Annotated in this window: 16 protein-coding genes; 3 read left to right on the top strand and 13 right to left on the bottom strand. The window is 68.7% G+C overall.

What is annotated here, in order from left to right:
* Window positions 1-33: 33 nt before the first annotated feature.
* Genes DMP23_RS41445 through DMP23_RS41420 form a run of 6 tightly spaced genes read right to left on the bottom strand, consistent with a single transcriptional unit; the run spans window position 34 to window position 6406 of the window.
* Window positions 34-807, bottom strand: a complete 774-nt coding sequence (locus DMP23_RS41445; protein WP_337824206.1) for a cyclase family protein — start codon at window positions 805-807, stop codon at window positions 34-36.
* Window positions 808-823: 16 nt separating this feature from the next.
* Entirely contained in the window at window positions 824-1573 is a 750-nt protein-coding gene (locus DMP23_RS41440; RefSeq protein ID WP_037817185.1) for an SDR family oxidoreductase, read from the bottom strand.
* On the bottom strand, window positions 1570-3423 hold the full coding sequence (locus tag DMP23_RS41435; protein WP_337824205.1) for an AMP-binding protein: 1854 nt from the start codon (window positions 3421-3423) through the stop codon (window positions 1570-1572). Before DMP23_RS41435 ends, DMP23_RS41440 begins: the two co-directional genes overlap by 4 nt.
* A complete protein-coding gene (locus DMP23_RS41430) occupies window positions 3416-4375 on the bottom strand; it encodes an aromatase/cyclase (protein WP_037817187.1) in 960 nt (319 codons plus the stop codon). The genes DMP23_RS41435 and DMP23_RS41430 overlap by 8 nt, the downstream gene beginning before the upstream one ends.
* Before the next feature lie 13 nt (window positions 4376-4388).
* Window positions 4389-5174 carry a 3-oxoacyl-ACP reductase FabG gene (gene fabG, locus DMP23_RS41425; protein WP_043832838.1) on the bottom strand — a complete coding sequence of 262 codons (786 nt, stop codon included), beginning with the start codon at window positions 5172-5174 and terminating at the stop codon, window positions 4389-4391.
* A complete protein-coding gene (locus DMP23_RS41420) occupies window positions 5171-6406 on the bottom strand; it encodes an FAD-dependent monooxygenase (RefSeq protein WP_337824204.1) in 1236 nt (411 codons plus the stop codon). The genes fabG and DMP23_RS41420 overlap by 4 nt, the downstream gene beginning before the upstream one ends.
* Window positions 6407-6565: 159 nt before the next feature.
* Between DMP23_RS41420 and DMP23_RS41415 the strand changes: the two genes are divergently transcribed.
* Both DMP23_RS41415 and DMP23_RS41410 read left to right on the top strand, forming a co-directional pair.
* The gene (locus DMP23_RS41415) at window positions 6566-7027 is read left to right on the top strand and encodes a nuclear transport factor 2 family protein (RefSeq protein ID WP_037817196.1); all 462 of its coding nucleotides are present in this window, start codon (window positions 6566-6568) and stop codon (window positions 7025-7027) included.
* A complete protein-coding gene (locus tag DMP23_RS41410; RefSeq protein ID WP_336157422.1) occupies window positions 7024-7446 on the top strand; it encodes a nuclear transport factor 2 family protein in 423 nt (140 codons plus the stop codon). Before DMP23_RS41415 ends, DMP23_RS41410 begins: the two co-directional genes overlap by 4 nt.
* 416 nt (window positions 7447-7862) lie before the next feature.
* On the opposite strand, the gene DMP23_RS41405 is transcribed toward DMP23_RS41410, so the two are convergent.
* Complete coding sequence (locus tag DMP23_RS41405; RefSeq protein ID WP_043832846.1) at window positions 7863-8621, bottom strand: SDR family oxidoreductase; 759 nt, start codon at window positions 8619-8621, stop codon at window positions 7863-7865.
* A 167-nt stretch (window positions 8622-8788) separates the two neighbouring features.
* On the opposite strand from DMP23_RS41405, the gene DMP23_RS41400 reads away from it, so the two are divergent.
* Complete coding sequence (locus tag DMP23_RS41400) at window positions 8789-9811, top strand: methyltransferase (RefSeq protein WP_337824203.1); 1023 nt, start codon at window positions 8789-8791, stop codon at window positions 9809-9811.
* Between the two features lie 21 nt (window positions 9812-9832).
* Here the strand turns inward: DMP23_RS41400 and DMP23_RS41395 are convergent, their stop codons facing one another.
* The 6 genes from DMP23_RS41395 to DMP23_RS41370 form a co-directional block, all read right to left on the bottom strand.
* Window positions 9833-11362 (bottom strand): DHA2 family efflux MFS transporter permease subunit, encoded by a 1530-nt coding sequence (locus DMP23_RS41395; RefSeq protein WP_051729292.1) that lies wholly within the window; start codon window positions 11360-11362, stop codon window positions 9833-9835.
* A gap of 35 nt (window positions 11363-11397) precedes the next feature.
* Window positions 11398-11655 carry an acyl carrier protein gene (locus DMP23_RS41390; protein ID WP_037817205.1) on the bottom strand — a complete coding sequence of 86 codons (258 nt, stop codon included), beginning with the start codon at window positions 11653-11655 and terminating at the stop codon, window positions 11398-11400.
* 100 nt (window positions 11656-11755) lie between these two features.
* A complete protein-coding gene (locus DMP23_RS41385) occupies window positions 11756-12961 on the bottom strand; it encodes a ketosynthase chain-length factor (RefSeq protein WP_337824202.1) in 1206 nt (401 codons plus the stop codon).
* Window positions 12958-14211, bottom strand: coding sequence for a beta-ketoacyl-[acyl-carrier-protein] synthase family protein (locus tag DMP23_RS41380; protein ID WP_337824505.1), 1254 nt, complete (start codon window positions 14209-14211; stop codon window positions 12958-12960). The genes DMP23_RS41385 and DMP23_RS41380 overlap by 4 nt, the downstream gene beginning before the upstream one ends.
* 203 nt (window positions 14212-14414) lie before the next feature.
* Window positions 14415-16478: an AfsR/SARP family transcriptional regulator gene (locus tag DMP23_RS41375; protein WP_337824201.1), complete on the bottom strand. Its 2064-nt coding sequence runs from the start codon at window positions 16476-16478 to the stop codon at window positions 14415-14417.
* A 146-nt stretch (window positions 16479-16624) separates the two neighbouring features.
* A complete protein-coding gene (locus tag DMP23_RS41370) occupies window positions 16625-17386 on the bottom strand; it encodes an SDR family NAD(P)-dependent oxidoreductase (RefSeq protein WP_337824200.1) in 762 nt (253 codons plus the stop codon).
* Window positions 17387-17433 lie beyond the last annotated feature (47 nt).

Raw genomic sequence — 17433 nt, 5'->3', positions numbered from 1 at the left:
GGAGGAGTCGCGGGGCCTTTTCTCGTGCGGAAGCTACTCGACGATAGCGACCGCGCGAGCCCATCCGGCACCGGCGCCGGCCAGTTTCACCGGAAAGCACGACAGCGTGAAACCGTGCGCCCGCGGCAGTTCGGCCAGGTTCGCCAGGCGTTCGATCTGGCAGTACTCCCGGTCGCGGCCGCGCATGTGCGCCGGCCACAGCACCGACTTGTCGCCGGTCCGCTGGTAGGTCTCGATGATGTGCGTGAACGGCGCGTCGAGGCTGAACGCGTCCGTGCCGATCACGCGGACCCCGAAGTCCAGCAGCAGGTCCAGCCCGGACTGGTCGAGGCCGACGAACTCGGTGAAGTACTTCGGCGTGCCCGCGTGCTGGTCGGCTCCGGTGTGGAGCAGGACGATGTCCAGTTCCTTCGGCCGATAGTCCACTCGGGACAGTTCGGCCCGCACGTCGTCCGCGGTGATGACGCCCGGCGCGCGGCCGGTGAAGTCCAGGACCACGGCGGGGCGGTGGAACCAGTCGACCGGCATCTGGTCGATCGTGCGCGGGGCCGAACCGTACGACGTGGCGTCGCCGTAGTGCGCCGGCGCGTCGATGTGCGTGCCGGTGTGCGTGGTCAGCGACACCGTGTCGTTGGTGAGGAATTCGGCGTCCCGCAGCACTTCCGGGTCGAGGTCCATGCCGAAGTGCTCGCGCATTTCCGACACCAGGTGCTTGGCCCCGTCCTGGGCCGACATGGTGACCAGCGACAGCGGCTCGGGCTCCCAGCCTTCCGGATCGATCGGGGAGGACAGGTCAATCAGCTGCAACGGAGTTCTCCTTACGTCAAGACCGCAGGCTGAGCCCGCCGTCGGCGGTGATCACCTGGCCGTGGATCCAGCTCGCTTCCGGTGCGCTCAGCAGCGCGACGACATCGGCGACGTCGGCGGGCGTGCTCAGCCGGCCGGCGGGCGTACGCGCCGCCAGCACCTGCACCATCTCGGGCTGGGTGGTCTCATCGCCCTTGTCCAGCTTCGCGGTCGTCACTGCGTTGACCGTGATGCCGCGCGGAGCCAGCTCGACCGCCAGGTAGCGCACCAGCGATTCGAGCGCGGCCTTCGCGACGCCCAGCGCGACGTAACGCGGGATGACCCGCTGCGCACCGGAGCTGGAGACCGCGAGCACTCGACCGCCAGGCGCAAGGTGTTCGAGAAGCGCGGGCACCAAGCGCAGCAACGGATCCAGTGCGGTGGCGACATCGGTATGCAGGTCGGCAACCGACGCTCCGGCAGCGGGCATCGGATGCCACGACGCGGCGTTGTGCACCAGGACATCCAGCCCGCGACCAGCCGCCGAGACAGCTGCGGCGAGCTGTGCCGCACCGTCCTCAGTGGACGGATCGGCGCGGATCAGGGAAGCCGAACCGGGCAGCCCTTCGAGGCTCGCGAGGGCGGCTTTGGCGGCTTCGTCGTCGTGTGCGTAGTCGAGCAGCACATGCGCGCCGCTCGCGCAGAACTTGCGGGCGATGGCCAGCCCCAGCCCCTTGGTGGCGCCGACCACCAGGACGCTGCGGCCGGCCAGACCGAGATCGCTCACGCCGACGCCTCGGAGACCGTCGAGTACAGGTCCGCCTCGACGTCGACCAGCTCGACGAACTTCTTCACGTGCGCCTGGAATTCCGGGCTGGTCACGACGGCCTTGTGCGCGTTCGCGTCGACCCACTGGCCGATGTTCAGATACACCTTGGGATCGCGCAGCGACCGCACCATCTGGTAGGCGACGAAGCCGGGCTGCTCGGCCATGTACTGCGCGTGCTCGGTGAAGACCTTCTCGAACTCTTCCGGCTCGCCCTTGACGGTGAACTTGCTGATGAACGTGACCACGGTATCGGCTCCTAGCAGTGCGGTTCCGGGATTCTGGCTGCCGCGCACGGAGGACAGCGCCTCGCGCAGCTCGCGGCGGACGAGCTTGCCGTTGGGCGAACGCGGGATCGCCCTGGTCAGCTCGACGTGCTCGAGGTGCTTGTAATACGGCTGGGCGGCGTTGAACTCCGCGGCGATCTCGCCCGCGCGCGGCACCCACTCGTCGCCGGCCGGGACGACCAGCGCGGCCGCCACCGCGCCGGCGAACTCGTCGGGCTGATCGACCACCGCGCAGTCCGCCACGCCGGGGTGGCGCAGCAGCTCGGCCTCGATTTCGGTGGGCGAGACCAGCCAGTTGTCGCGTTTGAAGACGTCCTTGATGCGGTCGACCAGGAACAGGTACCCGTCCTCGTCCAGGCAGCCGACGTCGCCGGTCGGCAGCCAGCCGTCCGCGCCGATGCCGTCGCCGTCCGGGCGGCCGAGGTAGCCGCGCATCACCTGCGGGCCGCGCACCTCGACTTCACCGCGCTCGCCGACCGGCAGCGGCTCCCGAGTCGTCAAGTCGACAACGCGCACCTCAGTGTCGCGCACGACCTGGCCGACCGAACCCGGACGCGGTGCCGCCGGGCCGTCGGAGAGGACCAGCGGAGCGGTTTCGGCGAGGCCGTAACCCTGCACGACTGGGATGCCGAACTGCGCGCGGAGGGTTTCCGCGTGCACCGGGGACAACGCCGAACCACCGGACAGGATGACCTCGCAGCCGGGCAGTTTCAGGTCCGCCAGTCGCGGGTCGGTGGCGAGCCGGGCCAGGCGGAACGGCATCGAGTAGTAGTGCGTCACCCCCGCCGCGAGACCGATCGTGGCCACCGGATCCGGCACCAGGCAGAGCACCTGGGTGGCTCCGGCGATCAGCGCGGAGTTCAGGTGCATCGGGTGGTAGCTGGGCAGGTGGTTGAACGTCACCGACGTTCCGGTCACCCCGTGCGCCTCGGCGACCTGCACCGCGTTGACCGCGATGTTGCGGTGCGTGAGCCGCACGCCCTTCGACTGCCCGGTGGTGCCGCTGGTGAAGTGGATGCAGGCGACTGCGTCCGGCTCCAGTTCCGTTAAAGCGCCGATCGGACCAGCCGCCAGTGCGGCGACCGAATTAGCGCGATCCGCATTCCCGAAGCACAGCAGGTGTTCCGGTGTCGCGGAGGCACGAGCGACCGCTGCGGTCATCGAATCGTTCAGCACCGCGGCCGCGGCGGAAGACTCGGTCAGCACCCGGCCGAGGTCGCCTTCCCGCAGCAGCGGGCTCAACGGCAGCACGACGTTTCCGCTGCGCAAAGTGCCGTAGTAGGCGATCGCGAACTCCGGGTGCAGCACCGACGACATCGCGACGACCGAACCGGCCGACCCGATCCGATCCGCCAGCGCGGCAGCGAACCCGGACGCGGCCCGGTCGAGTTCAGCGAACGTCAGGGCCGTCTCGCCGAGCCGGACCGCGACCTGGTTCGGGCTGTTCTCCGCGAGGATGCGCAGCGCGTCCGGCAGCAGCGGCGTGTCGAGCAGCGACGCGACCGGGAGGACACCGTCAGCCATCGGCGCGTTCCTCCGCCCAGGCCTTCGCGAGGTTCAGCGTCGCGGTGCTGTTGGTGCCCAACGCGTTGCGCACGAACGCCTTGGCGTCCTCGACCGTCTTGCCTTCGCCGAGGATCTTCTCCACCGCGTCACGCTTGATCACCACGGTGTGCTCGGACGTCGCCCGCACCCCGCCGCCAGGCTGCGGCACAATCGTCCACAGTCCGTTGTGGACGGTCATCAGCGCGGGCAGCACCTGCTGCTTGTACGCGATGGCGTGCTCGTCGTCGAAGCACACGCGCACCGACTTCGTGGTGTGCACGGCGCCGGTCGCGGTCTTGGTGTCCATCTCCATGACCTGCAGACCCGGGGTTTCCTCGGTCAGGTCGAGTCGCTGGACGTGCGGCAGCCGCTCCGGCCACAGGTCCGACCGGTAGAGGAACTCGTAGACCGCCGCCGCATCAGCGTCGATGTCGACGCTGTCCGCGAACACCGTGGTGAGTTCTTCGGTCTCGGCGAGGCCTTCCGCGATGCCGCGGAGGTTCTCCAGCTCGTGCTCGCTGTTGCGGTCGACCGCCTTGCTCACCCACTCGACGTTCTCCGGCAGGTCCCGCACCGCGCTGAACGCGTGCTCCAGGACGACGGTGCACGAGTCCGGCCCGCCGGGCTGGATGTTCCACGCCCCGGTCATCGACGCGACCGGATGCTGCGAAACCTCCTGGCGGAAGTCGATGCGCAGGCCGTCCTCGTCGAGGTCGCGCCGCGAGGTCCAGGTCTTGGGCTCGTCGTTCGCGGTGGCCCACAACCGGATTCGCTCGGTGGTGCCGTCGCGTTCGAGCTGGCGTGCGTGGACCGTCGGCCCGAAGTAGACCGGCCAGCGGGTCACGTCGGCGAGCAGCGCGTACACGGCCGAGGCGGGCGCGGCGACGTCGATCTTGTGTTCGGTCTCGTAGATCCGGAGTGGTGCAGCCACGTGCTCGGTCCTCTCAGTAGTTGCCAAGCCCGCCGCAGACGTTGATCGCCTGCCCGGTCATGGACGCCGCGGTGTCGGTGACGAGGTAGCCGACGAGTCCCGCCACCTCCTCCGGAGTGGAGTACCGGCCGAGCGGGATCTTCGCGGTGAACTTCTCCAGCACGGCTTCCTCGGTCGTGTTCCACGCCGCCGCGTACCGGCCGCGGATCGCCTGTGCCATCGGGGTTTCCACGTAACCGGGGCACACCGCGTTGACCGTGACGCCGGTCTTGCCCAGTTCGAACCCGAGCGCCTTGGTGAAGCCGACGACGCCGTGCTTGGACGCCGAATACGGTGCGCCGAGCACCACGCCCTGTTTGCCGGCGGTGGACGCGATGTTGATGACCCGGCCCTTGTCCTTGGCCAGCATGCCGCCCTTGGTGAGCACCTCGCGGGTCATCAGGAACACGCTGTTGAGGTTCGTGTTGATCACGTCGAACCACAGCTCGTCCGGGATCTCCGCGGTCTGCCCGCCGCCGCTGCGGCCGGCGTTGTTGACCAGGACGTCGATCGGGCCGTACCGGTCGACCGCGGCCGCGACCAGCGCCTGGATGTCGTCCTTCTCCCGGACGTCGCAGGTGCTGCCGTCCACGTCCAGTCCCTCGGCACGCAGGTCGCGCACCGTGTCGTCGACGGATCCCTGGGTGCGGGCGCAGAAGTACACCTGGTAGCCCTGCTGCGCCAGCGATCGGGTCACCGCGAGCCCGATCCCGCTGGTGCCGCCGGTGACCAGCGCTACGCCCCGGCTCTGTTCGGTCATCGTGTCCCTCCTGGGTTGCTCGGCGCGCGGAACAGGTCCGCGCGCACGTCGCGCGGGCGAGCTCCGAACGCGACGAGATTGAGGATCTTGCGGAAGATCGGGGTGTGCGGCAGCAGCTTCGCGAGCACCGGCCGCACCGCGTCGACGATCCGGCCGGAGGACAGCATTCCCTTGTTCTGCCTCGACTGGAGCGTGAAGACGGTGTCCACCGCCGCGCGTCGCTCGGCCTCGAAGCCGGCGAGCGCGGCGGGCCGGTTGTCTTTCGCGGCCACGGCGGCGACGAGTTCGGGGTGCAGCGCGACGGCGTCCGCGATGGCCAGGTTGATACCCTGCGCGCCGATCGGGCTGTGCGTGTGCGCCGCGTCGCCGATGAGCACGAGTCCCGGCCGGACCCATTCCCGCGCACGGCCGGAAAACACGTCCAGCGGCGACAGTTCGGACAGCGCGGTCACTTGCTCGCGGATCAGGTCCGCGTGCTGCGGGACCGCGGCGACCAGATGCTCCCGGATGTGCTCGATGCCCTTGGCGGCCACCGTTTTGTAGCTGCCCTTCGCCAGCGTCCAGCCGATCTGGACGCGGTCCGGGTAGGAATCGTGCACCAGCACCGGATCGGCGGCCGTGCGGTGGATGCGGACCGCGCTGGTGCGCCGCTCCGGGGCGACCAGTTTGAACCACACGACGTCGTGCTCGAACTTCTCGAACTTGTCGTAGCCGATCCCAGCGAGCGAACGAGTCTTCGAGTACCGGCCGTCCGCGGCGACCACCCAGCGAGCGCGTACCTCCGTCTCGCCTTCGCCGGAACCGCAGCGGATCCCGGTCACCGCGCCGTTCTCCTCCAGCAACGCCCGGGTCGAGCAGCCGCTGAGCAGACGGAAGCCCGGCGTCGCCTTGCATTCGTCGAGCAGCCGCTCCAGCAGGAGCCGCTGCGGCAGGCTGAGCAAATGGTCGTACGGCGCGGGAAGCGTCGTGTAGTCGATGTCCAGCAGCGTGCGTTCCCCTTGCACCAGCTGGAAACTGCGCATCGGGTAACCGCCGATGCCGTCGAGGACGCCGAGCTGGTCAAGCGTGCGCAGCGCACCGGGCTGGATGATCTCGCCGCGGTACTCGCGGTCCAGCGACGCGCTGCGCTCCGCGACGACGACGTCCACTCCCGACCGGGCGAGCAGCAGCGCCAGCACCAGACCCGCCGGTCCGCCGCCGGACACGCACACGTCCGCTTCGATCTCGCGCACTCGATCCCTCCCGCTGTCGCACCGCCTCGGGCCACCCTCCAGCGGTCCGGTCCAAAACGGCTCGACGCACAGTCGGCCGTCCCCCGCGAGTGGTCCACGAGGGGACTTTGAGCCGGCCGCGCGACTGTCGGACGACACGCGGCCGACGAGGAGGAAACGGTGGCGACAACCGCGCACCCGCGGGTGGGAATGGAGCTGTACCACCAGGTGCAGGCCTTTTACGCCAAGCAGATGCAGCTGATGGACGACGGCGACGTGGAACCGTGGGCGGAAACGTTCACCGCGGACGCCACGATCGCGAACAACGCGAATCCCGCACCGGCTACCGGGCGGGAGTTGATCCTGAAGGTGGCTCGGAAGCTAGCCGCCGACGTTGTTTCGCGAGGGGTTCAGCATCGGCATTGGACTGGGATGCTGGTGGTGACCGAGGACAGTGCGGATCAGGTGCGGACGCAGTTGTACGCGATGGTCGCCGAGATTCCCGCCGGGGGCGAAGCCCGGTTGTGGCGTTCGACGTTTTGCCGGGACACGCTGGTTCGCGGGGCTGACGGGTGGCAGGTCGCCCGGCGTGTGGTGACTCATGACGATATTCAGGATTCTCGAGCGGAGGAGCAGGCGTGACTGTGTCGGGCGAGTTGTATCAGGAGATTCAGCAGTACTACGCGTGGCAGATGCAGTTGCTTGACCAGGCTCGTACTGATGAGTGGGCGGAGACTTTTACCGAGGACGGGGTTTTCGCGGCTAATGCCGCGCCGGAGCCGGTTAAGGGGCGGGCGGCTATTGCGGCGGCTTCGGCGGCTACGCATCGGCAGCTGGCTGAGGTGCATGAGTTGAGGCGGCATTGGTTGGGGATGTTGACGGTTTCCCCTGGGGCGTCCGAGGATGAGCTGCATACTCGGTGTTATGCGTTGATTATTGCTACGCGTAAGGGTGGGGAGCCTCGGATTCACTGCAGTACGTTGTGTGAGGATCAGTTGGTGCGGGTCGGCGACACCTGGCAGGTTAAGTATCGTGCAGTGTCGCGGGATGACATTCGTTAGAGGGCGGCCTTCGGCCGAAAAGAGAGTTGCGTTGGGGCACCCCGAAGCCCGAGTGTGACTACGCGCGGAGAGGCTTGTCAAGGCTGGAAAGAGTACCTTGACAAGCCTCTCCGCGCGTGTTTTTGGCTTCGTATCGGGGTGCGGGGGGTGTGGGTGCCCCGGCTGCTGCGTAGGTTGGTGCGGTTTGGTGGGTGGCTGCCTTGGCTCGGCTGATCGTGCTTGTCGCGGGTGCCAGGCGAGCGCCCCAATGTGGCATTGGGTGCATGCGATGCACCCAATGTGGCGTTCGGTGCGTCCGACGCAACCAATGCCACATTGGGGCACGCCGGAGGCGGCTAGCGGGCTGGTCGTGAGGGGAACCCTGAGGGAATCAGAGTCAATGAAGGTGGCCCTCACGGACTTCTCGGCAGTGGGAGCTAGCGGGTCATGTCTGAGCCGCCGTTTACGGAGACTACTGTGCCTGCGATGTAGCCTGCGTCCTTGCTGGTGAAGAAGGCGACCAAGGCGGCTACGTCTTCTGGTTCTGCTGCGCGGCCTGCTGGGATTCGCTTTTCGAAGGCGGAGAACCAGTCTGGCGGGGCTTCGCCTACGGCGTCGGTACGGGTTAGGCCTGGGGAGACTACGTTCGCCACTACGCCGTTCGGGGCGCCTTCTCGGGCGGCGAACTTCGCGTACGAGATCAGGGCCGATTTTGCCGCTGCGTGTGCTACCACGTCCGCGCCTACTGGGCCCTTGCTCGCTTCTGCGGCCAGGTAGACGATGCGGCCGTAGCCCTGGTCCTTCATCAGTTGCCACACCGCGCGGGTGGGGTGGAAGGCTGCTGCCAGCTCGTCGTTCACCTTGGTGGAGAACGTTTCCCACGGGATTTCCGCGACCGAGCCCTGGGCCAGTCCGACGTTCGCGTTGCAGACCAGTGCGTCTACGCGGCCGTAGGCTTCGACCGTCGCGGTCACCAATGCTTGCGCGCCCTCCTCGTTGCGGACGTCGGCTCCTACTGCGATTGCTTCGCCGCCGGCTGTCGTGATGGCTTCTACCGCTTCTTCGGCGGCCTCTTTGGACGTCAGGTAGTTGATCACCACCCGGTCGCCTCGTGCGGCCAGCCGTTCCGCGATGCCGCGGCCGATTCCGCGTGCCGCGCCGGTTACCACCGCGACGCGGCGTACCTGGTCTTCCACCCGCTGCTCCTCGGTTTCGGGCTCCCGGGCTTCTCCGCGAGCCGTTTCTGCCAATGTATCGGCTGAAACCGTTGCCGCGACACCGCCTTCAGAGATCTTCGAGAACCTTTTGAACGGCGGCAGCGAGCATCGGTCGACTACCCGAAACGGCTGAGGAGACGACCCGGATGTCCGACGATTCCGCGCGCGCGAAAACGCCGCAGCTCGAGCTGATGAATCTCATCATCGGCGACTGGAAAGCCCGCGCCGTCTACACGGCCGCCGAGCTCGGCTGGCCCGACCGGCTCGCCGACGGGCCCCGTACGGCCGCTCAGGTGGCGGCCGACTCGGGCACCGATCCCGTTGCCACCCAACGGTTCCTGCAGTACCTGACCGCACTGGGCGTGTTCCGCGAGAAGGACGGCTCGTTCTCCCTCACCGAACTCGGCGAACTGTTGCGCAGCGACCGGGAAGACTCCCTGCGGCCGTACACGCTCATCGCGGGCTCCGAATTCCATCGTGCCTGGACCGACATCGCCTCCGCCGTACGAACCGGACAAAATGCGTTTGAAGGCGCATTTCAGTCTAGCTTCTTCGAGTACCTCTCCGCAAACCCCGAACGCGGAAAGCTTTTCGACCGCGCGATGGCGGGCAACACGGCATTGTTCGACGCGCTGCCCGGCGCCTACGACTTCGGTGCGCACCAGCGATTCGTCGACGTCGGCGGCGGCAGCGGCGAACTGGCGCTCCGGCTGCTCGCCGCGCACGAACAACTCCACGGCACGGTCTACGACGCTGAACAATCCGCGGAGGCCGCGAAAAAGGCCATCGCGGACGCGGGCCTCACGGAACGCTGCGAGGTGGCGTCCGGGAATTTCCTGGAGTCCGTTCCCGAAGGCGGCGACCTCTATCTGCTCGCTCGAGTGCTGGTGAACTGGCCGGACGAGGACTGTGCGCGGATCCTGGCGAACTGCGCGGCGGCAGCGGCTCCGGGGGCTCGGTTGCTGCTGGTGGAACGGGTGTCCGGACCGGGCGTGGACAACGCACTGCTGCTGTCCCACGACACCCTGATGTACGTGCTCTTCGGCGGGGGCGGGATCCGTTCCACCGCGGAAGTGACCCGGCTGCTCGAGGAAGCCGGGTTCGCGCTGGACGCGATCACTCCGCTGCCGCAGGAGTTCTCGCTGATCTCCGCCACCCGCCGAAGCTGAGAGCTCAGGCCCGGGAACGCGTCAGGAAACCTCAGCCGTCCGTCGTTCCCGGGCCGGCACCACCACGAGAACCACGATCGCCGCCAGCACCGCGGCACCGGCGGCAGCGAGGGCCGTCGTGCGCATCGCGACCGAGAACGCGTCCGCGCCCGCGGCGAACAAGTCAGTGCCCTGGTTGCCGCCCAGGCCCGCTGCGGCGGCCTTCGTCGCTTCGATCGAATCGCCAGCCGCGGCGCGGGACTGCTCCGGCAGCACCGACAACGCGGGCTCAACCCCGTTGCGGTACACGACAGTCAGCAGCGACCCCAGCACGGCGATGCCGATCGCGCCGCCGATGCTGCGGCCCATGTTCGTCAGCGCCGAACCGACCCCGGCACGCTCGCGCGGGACCGCCGACATGATCGTGGTGGTCGCGGGCGGCATCACGTTGGCCATCGCCAAACCGACCAGGAAGTCGGCGACGAACACCGGCCACAACGGGCTGTTCTGGTCCAGCAGCGCGAAAATCGCCACGCCGACAGCCAGCAGCAGCAAGCCGCCGACCAGCACGTTCTTGGTGCCGAACTTCGCCGACAGCGTCGCCGAGCGCGGCGAGAACACGGCCAGGGCCAGCGCCAGCGGCAGAATCGCCAAGCCGGTCATCAGCGGGCTCACGCCGAGCACGCTCTGCAGGTAGAAGATCAGGAAGAACGGCACGCCGAAGTTCACGAAGAACGCGAGCGACACCGCGCTGGTCGCACCCGCGACCCGGCGGTCCGACACGAGCCGCAGATCCAGCGCTGGAGCCGCGGACCGCAGTTCCACCAGGACGAACACGACCAGCAGCACCACGCCGAGCACCAGCGGGACGTACACCCGCGGATCGGCGATCGTGGCCAGGTTGCCCGCCTGGATGATCCCGTAGACGAGCGCGGTGCTCCAGGCGACCGAGAGCACCACGCCGGGCACGTCGAGCTTGCGCGCGGTCGAAGTGGACTCCGGGACCATCAGCACGGTCAGCACGATCGCGGCGAGCACGATCGGGCCGTTCACCAGGAAAATCGAACCCCACCAAGCGAACTGGATGAGGAAGCCGCCGAGCACCGGGGCCACCACGGCCGCGATGCCCGCGGCGGACACCCAGTACCCGATGGCGCGCGGGCGTTCCTTGTCGCCGAACACGTGCGAGATGGTCGCGAGCGTGGTCGGCGGGATCGCCGCGCCGCCCGCGCCCATCACGACGCGCCACAGCACCAGTTCGCCGGGCGAGTGCGCGAACGCCGCCAGCACGCTGGAAACGCCGAACACCACGAGCCCGATCAGGAGCACCTTCCGGTGCCCGAGCCGGTCCCCCAGCACGCCCCACGCCAGCAGCAAACCGGCGTACACGAGCGTGAACCCGTTGACCACCCACTGCAGCTGGTCCGCGGACGCGCCGAGCCCGTCGACCGGATCGGCGAGCGCACGGAAGGCGATCGTCACGATCGTCGCGTCCAGCACGGTGAGCAGAAAGGACGTCAGCAGCACCGCGAGGATCGCCCAGCGGCGCGGGTTCAGGGCAGGCTCGGACACCTGTCCTCCTTCGGAAGGCTTTGGCGGAATTCCCCTTACACCGCGGAACCGAGCCTGCTGTTCACCAGTTCGACCAGAGCGCGCGGCGTGTCGATGTCGACCACCGTTTCGTCCGGCAGCTCGACTCCGTAGTCGCGCTGGAGCATACTCGCGGTCTCCATCAGCGCGAGCGAGTCATAGCCCAATTCGGCGAAGGGAATGTCGCGCGCGTCGGTGGTTTGTGCCATTTCGTCGCTCTCTCCGGCGCAACGGCGGATGATCTCCATCAGATCCTCGTAGGTCAGCTCGCGCATGATCGCTCCTCCTGCCGCGCGAATGCGGCTGTCAGTGGGTTCTTCTTGCTGGACAAGGCTTTGCGGTTCGGCCGTTCGGGTGATCTTGAAAAGTCTTCCCTCACACTCCGCGCAACACGAGCGCGGCGTTGTGGCCGCCGATGCCGCGGGCGAGGACGACCGCGGCCCGCACCGGCGTTTCCCGCGCGGCACCGGTGACCAGGTCGATCCCGTGCTCCGGCACCGGATCCGAGACGTTCGGCGTCGGCGGCACCACGCCGTGCCGGATCGCCAGCGCCGCGCACGCGACGTCCAGCCCGGCCCCGCCCGCGGCCAACCGGCCGACCCCGGCTTTTGGCGCGGTGACCGGGACACCGCGTTCGCCGAACACCGCGCTGACCGCCTCGGCTTCTTCACGGTCGAGCACGAGATCCCCGGCCGCGTCGGCAAAAACGACGTCGACCTCGGCGGCGGAAATGCCCGCGTCCGTCAGGGCGAGTTCGATCGCCCGCCGCAGTCCCGGCGGACGCCCGCTGCCCGGTTTCGGGTCGAAAGTGGACGCGTATCCGGCAATCTCGGCGTACGGCGGCTGCCGGTCCCGCGCCGAGTCCGCCGGTTCCAGCACGAGCACCGCGCCGCCCTCGCCGGGCACGTACCCGGCGGCGGACCGATCGAACGGCAGATAAGCCTTCGCCGGTTCGCTGCTCGTGCTGAGCCGTCCGGAGGTCAGCATCGCCGCCCAGCCCCACGGGCACAGTGCGCTGTCGATGCCGCCGGTCAGCGCGACCGCGGTCCCGGAACGCACCGCGCGCCGGGCCTTTCCGATCGCGTCCAGCCCGCCGGCTTGTTCGGACACCACCACCGCACCCGGCCCGCGCATGCCGTGCCGGATGGAGATCTGCCCGGTGTTGACCGCGTAGAACCACGCGAACGACTGGTACGCGCTGACGTACTTGCCGCCCTTGCTCCACATGTTCTGCAGTTCGCGCTGCCCGAACTCGTAGCCGCCCGCCGAACTGGCGGTGATCACCGCGAGGTCGAACCCGTCGTGCGCCTCCGGGTCGACGCCGGCGTCGGCCAGCGCCCATTCCGCGCCCACGAGCGACATCCGTGTGGAATGGTCGGTCTGCGGCAGCAACCGGCTGGGCAGGATGCCTTTCGCGCTGAACCCGGCGACCTCGCCGGCGAGCGTGCTGGGGTAACTCGAAGCGTCGAACCGGGTCACCGGGCCGATTCCGCTGGCCCCTTCGAGGGTGGCTTCCCAGAACTGCTTGACCCCGCTTCCGGTCGGCGCGAGCACGCCGAGCCCGGTGATCACCGCGTTCATGCCGGACCGCCGACGTTGCTGGTGAGCACCATGGCGCTCTGGAACCCGCCGAACCCGCTGCCGACCGTCAGCACCGTGTCCACCACGGCTTCTCGTGCCACCAAAGGAATGTAGTCCAAGTCGAGCTCCGGGTCGGGTTCGTTGAGGTTGGCCGTCGGCGGCAGCAGCCCGTCGCGCATGGCGAGCAGGCTGGCGGCGATCTCGATCGAGCCGATCGCGCCGAGCGAATGCCCGACCATCGACTTGATCGAGCTCACCGGGACGCGATAAGCGTGTTCTCCCAGCGAATTCTTGAACGCCTGCGTCTCGTGCCGGTCGTTCTGCTTCGTGCCCGAACCGTGCGCGTTGACGTAGCCGATCGCTTCCGGCGTCACCCGCGCCTGGCCCATCGCCTGCCGGATCGCCTCGGTCATTTCCACGCCGTCCGCCCGCAACCCGGTCATGTGGTAGGCGTTGCACCGCGTGGCGAACCCGGCGATCTCGCCGTAGATCCGAGCCCCGCGGGCGAGCGCCCGGCCCAGTTCCTCCACCACGAACACCGCCGCGCCCTCGCCGAGCACGAACCCGTTGCGGGTGTTGTCGAACGGACGCGACGCCGTCGCCGCCTCGTCATTGCGCGGCGAGGTCGCCTTGATCGCGTCGAAGCACGCCACGGTGATCGGCGAGATCGGCGCGTCCGAACCGCCCGCGAGGACGACGTCCGCGCTGCCCTCGGCGATCAGGTCCCGCGCGTGGCCCACCGAGTCCAATCCGGACGTGCACCCGGTCGAGATGACCTGCACCGATCCTTCCGCGCCCGCTTCCCAGGCCACTTCCTTGGCCATCGAACTCGGCACGAACTGGTCGAACAGATGCGGCACCGCGTAGTCCGCGTCGACCTCCCACTTCCGGCCGCCGTCGCTCACCACGACGTACTCGCGTTCGAGGCTCATCGTGGCTCCGACCGCGCTGCCGATCGAAACCCCGGTCCGGTACGGGTCCACATCGGACGGTGCGAGCCCCGCGTCGGCCAGCGCCTCCCGCGTGCACGCCACCGCGAACTGGGCCACCCGGTCCATCCGCCGCACCTGCTGCGGACCGAGCCCCGCCGCCTCCGGATCGAAATCGCATTCGGCGGCGATCCGCGAGCGGAACTGGGAGGCGTCGAAGAACGACACCGGCCGGGTGGCGGTCCGCCCGCCCGACACCATGTCCCAGAACGGTTCGCGTCCCGGTTTCCCCGGCGCCACAACGCCTATCCCGGTGATCACCGCCCGCCGCGGACCTCCGCCGCCGTGCCGCGCCGGCACTCCCGCTGCCCCGGGGTGCCCCGCACTCGTACTCACTCCGTCTGCACCTGCCCTTCGCGCTCCGAGCGCCCGACGTCGCTGTTGTCGAGTCTGGGCCCGGGGTGTCCAAGACGGATCGAAGCGGGGTCGAACGCGCTCCAGCCGGATTCGACCCCGCCTCGTTCTCAGCCGGTGGCGACCGCGGCCTCGCGTGCTGCGGGCTCGGCTTCCCTCGCCAGCCAACGGCCGGCGAACGACGGGAGCCGGGGAACGCAGTAGACCGCGTCCGCCGTGGACGGCCGCAGAACGTCTACATTGGACTCCGCGTCGTGGTACCGGTGCGGTCCCGAACCGCCGCGTTCGCCGATTTCCTCGGCCAGCCCGGCGGATTCGAGGTCCTCGAGCACTTCGCGCACCAGTTCTCCAGGGCGGCCGAGGAGCTTGACCGCGTCCGGCACGGTGAACTCGTCGATGCTCGCCAGCTGCCGGAACGCTTCCTGCGCCGGACCGCACAGCGTCCGGTAACTCGCCCGGACGCTCGCGTCGACCGTGCCTTCCCCGCACGGCAACCGAAGCACCGCACCGGGATCGCGGGACAGCCGGTCGTGCATCCGGCGCAACGACCAGGCCGGCCGGTAGGCCAGGTACCCGCCGACCGCCGCGACGGCCAGCGGCAGCCTGCCGCACATCCGCACCAGCGCGCTGGCGCAGTCGAGGTCCTCCAGCATCCGCCGCCGCCCGATGAACTGGCCGAGCAGCTCCAGCGATTCGTTGACCGTCAGCGGCGGCAGATTGACCGGCGCGACCACGCCGCGCAGGTACAGCCGCCGCCTGCTCGCGACCAGCAGCAAACTGCCGGAACCGCTGGGGCGCAACAGATCCACTTCGGAAGACCGGGCGGCGTCGTCCACGACGACCAGCAGCCGCCGGGTGGCGGTGTAGTCGCGGTAGACGTTCACCAACTCCGACATCGAGGGCGACGGCGACAGCGGAACGCCGCACGCGCGCAGGCAGCCGGCGAGCACGTCGGCCATCGTCTCCTCGCCGCGGTGCACCGGCGTCAGCGACACGAAGATCTGCCCGTCCGGGAACGTCGCGCGGACCCGGTGCGCGACGTGCACAAGCAGCGCGGTCTTGCCCGCCCCCGGCCCGCCGGTGATCTCCACGACCGTGCTGCCGCCGGTGAGCTTGGTGCGCGCGGCGGAACACCGCCGCACCAGCTCGCGGATCTCCTCGTCCCGGCCGACGAAGTCGGGCACGTCGGACGGGAGGTGATTCGGCCCCAGCACCTCCGGCGCCGCGGGCCGCAGCGGGACCAGATCACCCTCCGCATCGGCACGCACGACGGAAACCACTTCGACGACACTGCTCTCAGTCACGGTGTCGTTGTCGTCGATACTCCGGACGGCTACTTCCGCAGTGCGCTCATTTTGCGTGGTCTGCCCGGTTTGCCCATTGTCTAGACCAGTTGTGGCTTCACTCACACTGGCGCCGCGCGGGGCCGGAAGGGTGAGCGCGGGATCGTCCACCAGGATCTGCTGGTGCACCGAACGCAGGGTCGCCGACGGTTCGATGCCCAGCTGCGCGATGAAATCGCTGCGCACCCGGTGGTAGACGTCGAGCGCCTCGACCCGGCGGCCGCAGCGGTAGAGCGCGACCATCAGCTTCGCCGAGTACGCCTCGTGCGTCGGATTCGCCTTGACCACCCCGGCGAGCTCGTCGACCACGCGCCGGTGCCTGCCCAGCGCCAGTTCGGCCTCGAACCGCAGGTCAAGCGCCGCCTTGCGGCTCTCCTCCAGCTGAGTCGCCCGCGCGGCGAGGGTCGGGCCGAGCGGGAGATCGGAGAGCGCGGCCCCGCGCCACAGCGCGAGCGCCTGTCTGGCCAGCTCGGCACAGGCTTCGAGATCACCGGCGTCGTGCCGGTCCCGAGCCTGGTCGAGCAGCGCCGAAAAGCGCACCGCGTCGACCACGTCCGCCCGCGGCACCTGCAGTTCATAACCGTGCGGGCGCGTCAGCAGCACTGTCGCTCCGTCCTCGGCCGAACCGGCCAGGCGCAGCGATTTGCGCAGCTGGTAGACGTAGGTCTGCAACGTCGTGGCCGCGCTCGCCGGAGGGTTGTTCTCCCACAGCTCCTCGACGAACTGCTCGAAGTGCACTGCCCGGTTGGCGTTCAGTGCGAGCATGGCCAGCACCGTGCGGAGCTTCGGCGCGGACGGCGTCTTGCCCACTCCGTCCGCGCGTACGGCCAACGGTCCCAATATTGCGATCTGCATCCGACCCCCAGATACCTGCCGAAAGAGCACGCCAGGCAGCTGCCCGCGTGCTTCGCTTTCCCCCAGTGAGACGCCAGCGACGCTAGCAGAGAAACGGCTTCCTGATCCCGGGCGGGAAAAACTTAACGTCCGCCTGATACTTCTGCGAACTGTCCGTTCGTATTGCCGTTGGCGGCCGAACACAGGAACACTGCGAGTTGTGCGACATCACCCGGACAGCTCAATCGGCCACTGGGCGTGATGGCTCGCTCGCGCTCCAGCATCTCGGCCGGAACCTGTTGCGCAACACGGGGAGTGACGGTCAGGCCAGGAAGAATGGTGTTGACCAGCACTCCGTCACGGCCGACGTCCCAGGCGAGGCTCGTGGCGAAACCGTGCAATGCGGACTTCACCGCCCCATAAGCCTCGCGGCCCGGCTTGCCCGCGGTCGCCGCGCGCGACGAGATAAATGCGATCCGTCCCCATTTTTTCGCGCGCATACCGGGCAGCACCTTCGCCACTGTGTGGAACACCGGCGCGATATTCACATTGATGAACGAAGCGCAATCCTCCGTAGGTAGTTCTTCGAACAATTTTCCCGGCTTGCGCAGCGCGCCGGGACTGATCGCATTCGCGACCAGCACGTCCACCGGGCCCCAGTGCCGCTCCACGGTCTCGACCGCCGCGTCCACGCTGGCCAGTTCGGTCAGGTCGTAGTGCACGGCCAGCCCGCGGTCCGGCCCGCACTCGCGCGCGACCTCCTCGGCCGCCTCGCGGTTGGCCCGGTAGGTCACCGCGACCTTGGCCCCTTCCGCGGCGAACGTACGCGCGAGTTCGGCCCCGATCCCGCCGCTGCCGCCGGTCACCAGCACGACCTTGCCGGTCAGCCCCAGATCCACCTTCACTCCAGTTTCCTCAGGTCCGTGAAGGACTCCTTGAGGGAATCATGTTC

Source organism: Amycolatopsis sp. A1MSW2902, from assembly GCF_017312175.1.
GTDB lineage: Bacteria > Actinomycetota > Actinomycetes > Mycobacteriales > Pseudonocardiaceae > Amycolatopsis > Amycolatopsis nivea.
Note: the sequence above shows the minus strand (reverse complement) of the source record. Positions and strands in the feature narration are given on the sequence as shown.

Coding starts and splice junctions, on each gene's coding strand:
- DMP23_RS41435 (WP_337824205.1), bottom strand. CDS start 3,423: ATGGCTGACGGTGTCCTCCCGGTCGCGTCGCTGCTCGACACGCCGCTG.
- DMP23_RS41385 (WP_337824202.1), bottom strand. CDS start 12,961: ATGAACGCGGTGATCACCGGGCTCGGCGTGCTCGCGCCGACCGGAAGC.
- DMP23_RS41400 (WP_337824203.1), top strand. CDS start 8,789: ATGTCCGACGATTCCGCGCGCGCGAAAACGCCGCAGCTCGAGCTGATG.
- DMP23_RS41390 (WP_037817205.1), bottom strand. CDS start 11,655: ATGCGCGAGCTGACCTACGAGGATCTGATGGAGATCATCCGCCGTTGC.
- fabG (WP_043832838.1), bottom strand. CDS start 5,174: ATGACCGAACAGAGCCGGGGCGTAGCGCTGGTCACCGGCGGCACCAGC.